Genomic DNA, 9,118 nt, shown 5'->3' on the forward strand with positions numbered 1-9,118 from the left:
AGGAGTTTCGACAATGAATATTTGGTTTGCTACAGGAAGAATAGCGACGCTTTCACGCACTTTCTTTTCATTCTCAGCAAACCAAATATTCATTGTCGAAACTCCTCGATTATTCCATGCATAATATGGAATAAGATTGAGTGAAGCCTGATGAACATTCCCTTTTACATCTATATAATCCGCCGAAACATTTTTTATAAGGTCTATCCCCTTCAATATTCCGGTATCATCTCTCTGTACCTTAGCATCTGTTGAAACTTTAGTCAGATAATACCTGTTCACATCTTCAGTATTATCAATACCCTCTGCACAATATACTAACGGACCTCTAGAGATAGCTACCCTGTCATTGTCTGCTTTCACTTCGTTTATAGCATGAGAAAAACGAACAGGCATAGGTAGTTTAAGCTCTACTTTATCCCCTTTCTTCCATTTTCTGGAGATAGAGACAAAACCTTTATCAAGAGAAACTTCACCTTTTTTAAAAGATAAATTTCCGATCTTCTTATCGTTTATATATAGTTCCCACGCTTTCGAATTATTATCAACATAGCGATACAATTTACCCGGGACAAACAGAGAACCGACCCACGTAGGAATTCGCATTTTTATTGAAAATGTCTGATCATTCTTTTCGGGGTTTACAGTTAATATGATACTTTCATCGAACGGATAATTCGTTTTTTGCTCTAGTGCCACTTTTCCAGATGTAAGAGCAAAATCTACTTTACTTCCGGTGTAGAAAGAACAATAAATTTCATTATCGGTATGCGCATACATCAAACCTGAAATTTGAGGAATAAGCCTCGCTAAATTTGTCGGACAACAAGCAGTTCCAAACCAATATGAACGATCGACTGTACCATCGGAGGCAAGAGGATTAACATAGAAAAACTTGTTTCCCTCAAGATTTACTCCCGCTAAAACATTGTTCAAGAGTGATACTTCGGCAACATCCATGTATTTCGCATCCTTTTCGAGAAGGAACATACGATGGTTAAAGAATACATTGCCTACAGCGGCACACGTTTCATTATATGCTTCCTTATTTGGCAAGTCATATTCAGGGCCAAAGCCTTCAATGCCATGTATAGCTCCCAGCCCACCTGTGATATGCATCCGTGTGTCCACAATATTGCCCCATATCTTATCCAAAGCAGGCGAAAGAGTAGTATCCCCCGTCAATGTACCTACATCAGACATACCCGAATAAAGATAAACCGCACGAACGGCATGTCCTACTGCTTTATCCTGCTTACGTACAGGCGCATGCTGCTGTGCATATTCGGGCGACATGGTTCCTTTACCATCGGGCACATAGGTTACACCTCGTATATCGATAAACTTTTTCGCCATATTGAGATATAGCGGATCTCCTGTCACACGATAAAGCTTCACCAATGCGATTTCTATTTCTTCATGTCCGGTAGCTTGATTTACAGGCTTACCACCATTGTAATTCGGATCCCCTTCAAAGAACACTTTATTTATATGCTTAGCACTCTTAGTCGCAATATCCAGCAGATTTCTTTTACCTGTAGCCTGATAGTATGCAGCCGCAGCCTCGTAAAGATGCCCCATGTTATACAATTCATGGCTGTGTACTACCCACGAATAAGGCTTATCGCCCATTCCTGCCCCACCCCACAATGGCGCAGTCTTATAAGCCCCTGTAATATGAGGAGGGTACAAATAGCCGTCAGGTTGTTGAGCCTGAGCTATAATATCTGCGATATCGTCTATCTGCTTTTCTAATTTTGGATCACGCTCCATCTTTAACAGATAGGCCGCACCTTCGATAACCTTAAACAAGTCGGAAGTGCTGAATCTGCTATCAGATGGTAAAGGCCCTTCGATCCCTTTCAGATAATTCGCTGTGCGTCGAAGATCTTCTACGGCAATTTCTGTCCGTTCGAATGCCACAGGAACCAATACTTCTTTTTGGATCCTCATTCTATTGTTCCAGAAATTATCGGTAAGAGTCACTTGCTCAAACGATACAGGAGTTAAGATATTCTGAGAATAAATATTCACAGAAGCCATAATAAAAATGAATATATAAATACCTTTTTTCATTTGGGGATATATCTCTTCTTATTCAGAACGATCTAGCTTTTCAACAATGATGACAGACATAATCTAATCGCAGATAGCTGCTTACTACATTTTTATAAAATTACAAAGGGCGTTCCGTTTCGTACTTTTCTGTCAATTCTTTTTTGGATAACAGATAGTCGATATCATCAAGTCCCTTCAATAGACATTCTTTCTTGTAAGGGTTGATTTCAAAACTTTCTGTTTTCCCCGTTACATTGTTTGTTATGGTTTGTTTTTCCAGATTGATTGTCAATGTGGCTTTTGGATCAGCATTTACACAAGCAAATATTTCGGAAAGAAACTCAGGTGTAACCACAACAGGAAGTACTCCGTTGTTTAGTGAATTGTTTCTAAAAATATCAGCAAAGAAGCTTGAAACAACAGCTTTGAATCCATATCCGGCAACAGCCCACGCTGCATGCTCGCGACTGGAACCGCTACCGAAATTCTTTCCGGCAACAAGTATCTCTCCGCTATATGTAGGGTTGTTGAGCACAAAATCGACTTTGGGACTTCCGTCTTTATTGTAACGCCAATCGGCAAAAAGATTATCACCAAAACCTTCTTTATCTGTCGCCTTCAAAAAGCGAGCCGGTATAATTTGGTCTGTATCCACATTCTCAATAGGAAGTGGAACGTATGTTGATGTAAGTGTTTGAAATTTTTCCATAATATAAATCAATGTGCCAATAAGATAATGTGCCGATATGTCAATTATCTCGATTTGGCGGTGTTTATTATTTTGTTAATTATCTTTTGTAAGATTTTTATATCTTCTAATAATTTGGTTTCAATAGGATACTGAATATTTACATATTGGCATATTAGAAAATTAGTCTTATTAAAGATTTCTAGGATCTGTAATCTTTCCTGTCACAGCAGCGGCAGCAGCCACAAGCGGACCGGCAAGAATAGTACGAGCTCCAGGACCCTGACGCCCTTCAAAGTTACGATTTGACGTAGACACTGCATATTTGCCGGCAGGAACCTTATCATCGTTCATCGCAAGACATGCCGAACAACCCGGTTGGCGAAGTTCAAAGCCAGCCTCCTTAAGAATATCATACAGTCCTTCATCCTTGATCTGTTGCTCTACTTTCCAGCTTCCCGGAACTAACCAAGCGATTACATTATCAGCCTTTTTCTTTCCTTTTACAAAGTTTGCAAACACACGGAAATCTTCGATACGTCCATTGGTACAACTACCTAGAAATACATAATCTATTGATTTTCCTTCTACCTTTTCTCCGGGTTTGAAGCCCATATAGTCCATAGACTTCTGGAAAGAGATACGTCCCGCCTCATCTATTTCGTCCAATGTAGGGATCGATTCATCAATACCCATACCCATACCCGGATTAGTTCCGTAAGTAATCATCGGCTTGATATCTGCGGCATCGAATGTCAACTCTTTATCAAATTTAGCACCTTCGTCAGTCTTTAATGTTTTCCAATATGCTAATGCCTTATACCACTCTTCTCCTTTAGGTGCAAATTCACGACCTTTCACATAAGAGAAAGTTGTCTCATCGGGAGCAACCAAGCCTCCACGAGCACCCATCTCGATACTTAGATTACATAGTGTCATGCGCTCTTCCATAGACATGTTGCGAATAGCCTCACCCGCATATTCTACGAAGTAGCCGGTAGCACCGCCGGTAGTCAACTTAGAGATCATATATAGAGCTAAATCTTTAGCTGAAACACCTTCACCCAATTTTCCGTTGAATGTGATGCGCATTGTCTTCGGACGTGTCTGAAGAATACACTGCGTAGCCAAAACCATTTCCACCTCACTGGTACCAATGCCAAAAGCAATAGCACCAAAAGCACCATGTGTAGAAGTATGGCTATCCCCACAAACAATAGTCATTCCGGGTTGAGTAAATCCGTTTTCCGGCCCTATAATGTGTACTACCCCATTTTTTTGATGTCCCAAAGGATAAAACAACTGAATTCCAAAATCTTGTGCATTTTTAGACAATGTATCCAACTGATTTCTCGAAATCGGATCTTTTACAGGCTGATCCTGATTGATAGTCGGCGTATTATGGTCGGCCGTTATCGTTGTTTTTTCGGGACGGTAGACTTTCAGCCCCCTCGCCCTAAGTCCATTAAATGCCTGAGGACTTGTAACCTCATGACAAAAATGGCGATCTATATACAATTGTGTGGGGCCATTTTCAACGGATGAAACCACATGTGCATCCCAGATTTTGTCGAATAGAGTTTTCATTTTTCAAGTTTATTTTTGTTGATTCAACTTTTGAATAATTTTTCGTCCCAAGTTTTGTCCCGGAACTTCAATAAATTTATGAGTAAAGACCGAGCATATATAGCCCGATGTGAATATACACAAATATGCTAATATAAAGTAAAATGTTGCAGATCTATCTAAAAAGCCATAATTTATAGCAATATAACAATAGATAAAAATTATTAGAACTAAATAAGACAATGTCCTTGGTCGACGGAAGTATTCGTTAGAAGTAAATTTACGACATAATGGAACGCCCCCCTTCTGAAAAGGAATATGAACCAGAATAACCATCAATATAGCTATTCCGCGAAGGCTGTCAATATATTCATATTTTTTAGTTTCCATTTACTGCTTTAGTATGAGAAATAGGATCCAAAGACAATTTTTTAATTAGTCTCTTACCTAAATTTTGCCCCGGCACTTCAATTATCCTATATGTTATACTGGATATGGCAAAAGCCACCCCCGCAACAACAATATACATCAATAGAAAATTAAGAAGCGATGTTGTAAAATCAGTAACCTCTATAATTCGGTAAAAACCAAATCTATTAAAAAGATACACAACGGCAAAATGCAAAAGATACATGCTGAAACTTACTTTTCCGACCTCTGCCAGAAAGCGATTAGAAAACAGCTTGAAGCTATATTTAGCCTGAATAATGAGTAATAATACAAACACAAGACTAAACATAATATGCTTCGGAACTGAGATATAACAAAATACGATCATCATTCCGATGAGGTACACCCATGTAAAAGGTTTTATTTCATGTTGTTCTCTATTCAAAAAGAAATAAGCTAATATCCCTAATGGGAATACCGGCAGTTGAACAAAAAAATTATACTCATGGAAATATGGATATATTGTATTCGCCTTGATGAAAGGATCAATAATCAACGCTAATGTCAAAGTAGACAGGAACAATAGTAGAGCAGCATTTACTGTTTTTACTTTACTGCATATAAACGGTAACATAAAGTAAAACAGGAACTCCACCGATACCGACCACCCTCCAGGCACATAATTATTGGTATGCTCAGGAATAAGCGCATTGGTAAAGAAAATGTTACTCAACACAGACCGAATTGGTATTGCCGAAAAATCGGGATTTACAAAATTGAATTGCAAGTACTTATCCAATGTAAAATAAATAATAGCTATATAATACATAGGTGCTATCCTAAAAAAACGACGAATAAAGAAATTCCGGTTTTTGTGTGGCTCATCCAGCCTATTGTAATGCGACATAGTCAATGTATATGCACTTACAATAAGGAAAAGTTGTACACCATATGCTCCATTCCCAATTATCGACAACAACAAACTATCTTTTGGAAAATAGTCGATCATGTTATCCAAAACTATACCAACATGAACAAGCACAACCAAAAGAATCGCTATTCCTCTCAAGCTGTCTATATATTGGTATTTTTGGGGCTCCATCTATTTTTACGTTGTCTGTGTCTTTTTTATTTTACAAATTTGTTTACTGCATTTATAAACGCCTCCGCCGAAGCAGTTACAATATCAGTATTTGCCGAAAAGCCGTAGTAATTTACTCCTTCGTGCTCTACCTGCATATGTACTTTTCCGATATCATCGCTACCTCTGTTTATCGCCTGAATCAGAAATTCTTCAATAACCATCTGACGTCGTATGATTTGCTTGATCGCTTTTATGGCAGCATCTACTGGCCCATTACCGGAAGCCGAGGCCTCAAATTTTTCGCCGGCAATATCAAGTCCTACATTCGCCACATTGCGTATTCCTAGTCCTGAGATCACCTGTAGATAATCCAACTTGATACGATGCATTTTATCTGTTTCTCTACCGGCTAAGATCAGAATATCCTCATCGGTAATATCTTTCTTCCTATCTGCCAAATCAAGAAAACGTTGATAATATTCTGCTAATGTATCATCATCGACTTCTATACCAAGCAAATTTAGTCTATTTTTCAATGCGGCACGTCCGCTTCTGGCAGTTAAAACGATGGCGTTATCATCAATACCGACGTCTTTAGGGTCGATAATTTCATAAGTAGAAAGATGTTTCAGAACTCCATCCTGATGAATACCCGATGAGTGAGCAAAGGCATTACGCCCTACCACAGCCTTGTTTGGCTGAACAGGCATATTCATCAGATTAGAAACCAAGCGACTGGTTGGATATATTTTTTGAGTATTGATATTTGTCTCAATTTTCAATTCTTTATGACTATGAATAGCCATAACAACCTCTTCCAAAGATGTGTTACCTGCACGCTCACCAATACCGTTTATTGTCACTTCCACCTGACGAGCTCCATTTAAGACACCCATTATAGAGTTTGCCGTAGCCATACCCAAGTCTTGATGACAGTGTGTAGAAAGAATAGCATTCTTCATATCCACATGATCAATCAGATATTTTATCTTAGCGCCATACTCCGTGGGCAAACAGTACCCTGTAGTATCGGGAATGTTTACAACAGTAGCTCCGGCATTAATTACGGCTTGTACCACACGTGCAAGATAAGCATTGTCGGTACGCCCTGCATCTTCGGCATAAAATTCAACGTCTTCCACAAAACGCTTCGCATATTTGACAGCAGCAGCAGCCCTTTCTATAATTTCGTCTTGTGTTGAATTAAATTTATGTTTAATATGATATTCCGAAGTTCCAATACCTGTATGTATACGTTTTTTCTTGGCATACTTTAAGGCTTCGGCAGCTACTTCTATATCTTTTTCCACAGCACGTGTAAGAGCACAGATTGTAGGCCAAGTAACAGCCTTGGATATTTCAACCACCGAGTTGAAATCTACAGGACTGGAAACAGGAAAACCAGCTTCGATTACATCAACACCGAGCATTTCGAGGGCTTTGGCTACTTCAATTTTCTCGATTGTGTTCAACTGGCAACCCGGAACTTGCTCTCCGTCTCTCAATGTGGTGTCAAAAATAAATAACTTGTCCATAACTGTTTTTAATTAAATCCTGATTATTCTACATAAAAAAAGCCTTTCTCATCTACTTTACAGTGAGAAAGGCTCTAGTTTTTTCTTTATCGTTTATACTACATAGCAATGCTCACTCTAAATTTCTCCAGAGCAGAATGAGTGAACTAATAATAATACTATGTAAATTCATATTCAATATTTACTTTATTGGCTGACAAAGTTATTTTATTTTTTCAGAAAAACAAATAAAAAGTTTTATTTTTTGATTTTGTTATGACATTTACACATTATAGGTAATTAAATCGATAAAACGTATCTTTGCACATATTTTACTAAATAAAATCATGATCACCACTTTTAACGAATATCTAAGCAAACATAATTATTCAGAATTTGATCTCAAAGCCGTACTTTTCGATATGGACGGAGTTCTGTACGACTCGATGAAATGGCATGCCAAATCGTGGAAAGAAACAATGGACGAATTTGATATACCAAGTACGCCCGAAGAATTCTACTTATATGAAGGGATGGTGGGTAGCCATACTATAAATCACCTGATGAAACGGGAAAAAGGAAGAGAAGCTAACGACAAAGAAGTAAATGCAATATATAAGCGTAAGACCGAGCTGTTTTCGGAATACAATGACGGAAGCCTGATTCCATACGCTTACGACTTCGTTAAAAAAGTACATGACGAGGGTTTGACCTGTGCCGTGGTAACAGGATCGGGGCAACCAACTCTGATAGATAAATTGGAACATAATTTTCCGGGATTATTTAAGAAAGAACGAATGGTAACAGCCTTTGATGTGAAACATGGCAAGCCACACCCTGAACCTTACCTGATGGGACTGGAGAAAGCCGGACATCTGAAGCCAAACGAAGCGATTGTTGTAGAAAATGCACCTAGAGGAGTAGAAGCGGCGGTTGCCGCAGGCATCTTTACGATTGCTATAAACACAGGTCCGATGCCTGACAAAATATTAGCCGATGCAGGTGCAAACATCGTACTGCCATCGATGAAAGCCTTATATGAAAAATGGGATGAGTTATACAAATTAATAAAATCATAAAAGAAATAAGGGGACAAAAGAGCTGATAATACAACAAAATGACATTATTTACGTTTTTTAATTAGCGGTTCATTTTTTTTCTATCTTTGTGAGTCGATATGTATTGTATACAGTAGGAAAGGAAATGGGTAAATTATATGTTATACCTACCCCAGTAGGTAATTTAGAAGATATGACTTTCAGGGCAGTCAGACTATTAAAAGAAGTGTCTCTTATACTGGCTGAGGATACCCGAACAACAGGTATTCTGCTGAAACATTTCGAGATACAAAACAAAATGCAATCGTATCACAAGTTTAATGAACACAAGGCTGTGGCTCATATCGTAGAACGTATAAATACAGGTGAAGATATGGCACTGGTATCAGACGCCGGCACTCCGGGAATTTCTGATCCGGGATTTCTGATTGTCAGAGAATGTGTTGCTGCGGGTATTGATATAGAGTGTTTGCCGGGAGCAACGGCTTTTGTTCCGGCTCTTGTAGCATCGGGCATTCCTTGCGACAGATTCTGTTTCGAGGGCTTTTTACCTCAGAAAAAAGGGAGAATGACCCGCTTGAAGGTATTGGCTGAGGAAACAAGAACTATTGTATTATACGAATCTCCGCATAGGATATTAAAAACGTTAACACAATTAGCAGAATATATGGGGGAAGAACGATATGTGGCAACGTGTCGCGAAATCTCCAAAAGATATGAAGAAGTCTTAAGAGGCAGCCTCAAAGACTTAATATTACAC

Annotated in this window: 7 protein-coding genes; 2 read left to right on the plus strand and 5 right to left on the minus strand. The window is 38.7% G+C overall.

Annotated elements, in window-relative coordinates; translation table 11 throughout:
- The 5 genes from LDB17_RS05785 to LDB17_RS05805 all read right to left on the minus strand — a co-directional run.
- Positions 1–2,076: glycoside hydrolase family 127 protein (locus LDB17_RS05785; protein WP_393924928.1), on the minus strand; the 2,076-nt coding region annotated here is incomplete at its 3' end.
- Positions 2,077–2,176: 100 nt separating this feature from the next.
- Positions 2,177–2,767 (minus strand): 3-isopropylmalate dehydratase small subunit, encoded by a 591-nt coding sequence (gene leuD / locus LDB17_RS05790; protein WP_252638880.1) that lies wholly within the window; start codon positions 2,765–2,767, stop codon positions 2,177–2,179.
- Positions 2,768–2,938: 171 nt separating this feature from the next.
- Positions 2,939–4,333 (minus strand): 3-isopropylmalate dehydratase large subunit, encoded by a 1,395-nt coding sequence (gene leuC / locus LDB17_RS05795; RefSeq protein ID WP_252638878.1) that lies wholly within the window; start codon positions 4,331–4,333, stop codon positions 2,939–2,941.
- Positions 4,334–4,691: 358 nt separating this feature from the next.
- Positions 4,692–5,804 (minus strand): acyltransferase, encoded by a 1,113-nt coding sequence (locus LDB17_RS05800; protein ID WP_252638877.1) that lies wholly within the window; start codon positions 5,802–5,804, stop codon positions 4,692–4,694.
- 26 nt (positions 5,805–5,830) lie between these two features.
- Positions 5,831–7,321, minus strand: a complete 1,491-nt coding sequence (locus LDB17_RS05805) for a 2-isopropylmalate synthase (protein WP_006842998.1) — start codon at positions 7,319–7,321, stop codon at positions 5,831–5,833.
- A 326-nt stretch (positions 7,322–7,647) separates the two neighbouring features.
- On the opposite strand from LDB17_RS05805, the gene LDB17_RS05810 reads away from it, so the two are divergent.
- Together LDB17_RS05810 and rsmI are read left to right on the plus strand one after the other, a co-directional pair.
- Positions 7,648–8,379, plus strand: a complete 732-nt coding sequence (locus tag LDB17_RS05810) for an HAD family phosphatase (RefSeq protein ID WP_252638875.1) — start codon at positions 7,648–7,650, stop codon at positions 8,377–8,379.
- A 124-nt stretch (positions 8,380–8,503) separates the two neighbouring features.
- Positions 8,504–9,118 (plus strand): 16S rRNA (cytidine(1402)-2'-O)-methyltransferase (gene rsmI / locus LDB17_RS05815; protein ID WP_393924929.1); only part of this gene is annotated, 615 nt, incomplete at its 3' end.

This window comes from Dysgonomonas sp. Shenzhen-Wh21 (assembly GCF_043392705.1).
In the GTDB taxonomy this organism is placed as follows: domain Bacteria; phylum Bacteroidota; class Bacteroidia; order Bacteroidales; family Dysgonomonadaceae; genus Dysgonomonas.

Bases quoted from the DNA above. Each gene is read 5' to 3' on its own strand.
- LDB17_RS05800 (WP_252638877.1), bottom strand. From the start codon at position 5,804: ATGGAGCCCCAAAAATACCAATATATAGACAGCTTGAGAGGAATAGCG.
- leuD (WP_252638880.1), bottom strand. From the start codon at position 2,767: ATGGAAAAATTTCAAACACTTACATCAACATACGTTCCACTTCCTATT.
- leuC (WP_252638878.1), bottom strand. From the start codon at position 4,333: ATGAAAACTCTATTCGACAAAATCTGGGATGCACATGTGGTTTCATCC.
- LDB17_RS05810 (WP_252638875.1), top strand. From the start codon at position 7,648: ATGATCACCACTTTTAACGAATATCTAAGCAAACATAATTATTCAGAA.
- LDB17_RS05805 (WP_006842998.1), bottom strand. From the start codon at position 7,321: ATGGACAAGTTATTTATTTTTGACACCACATTGAGAGACGGAGAGCAA.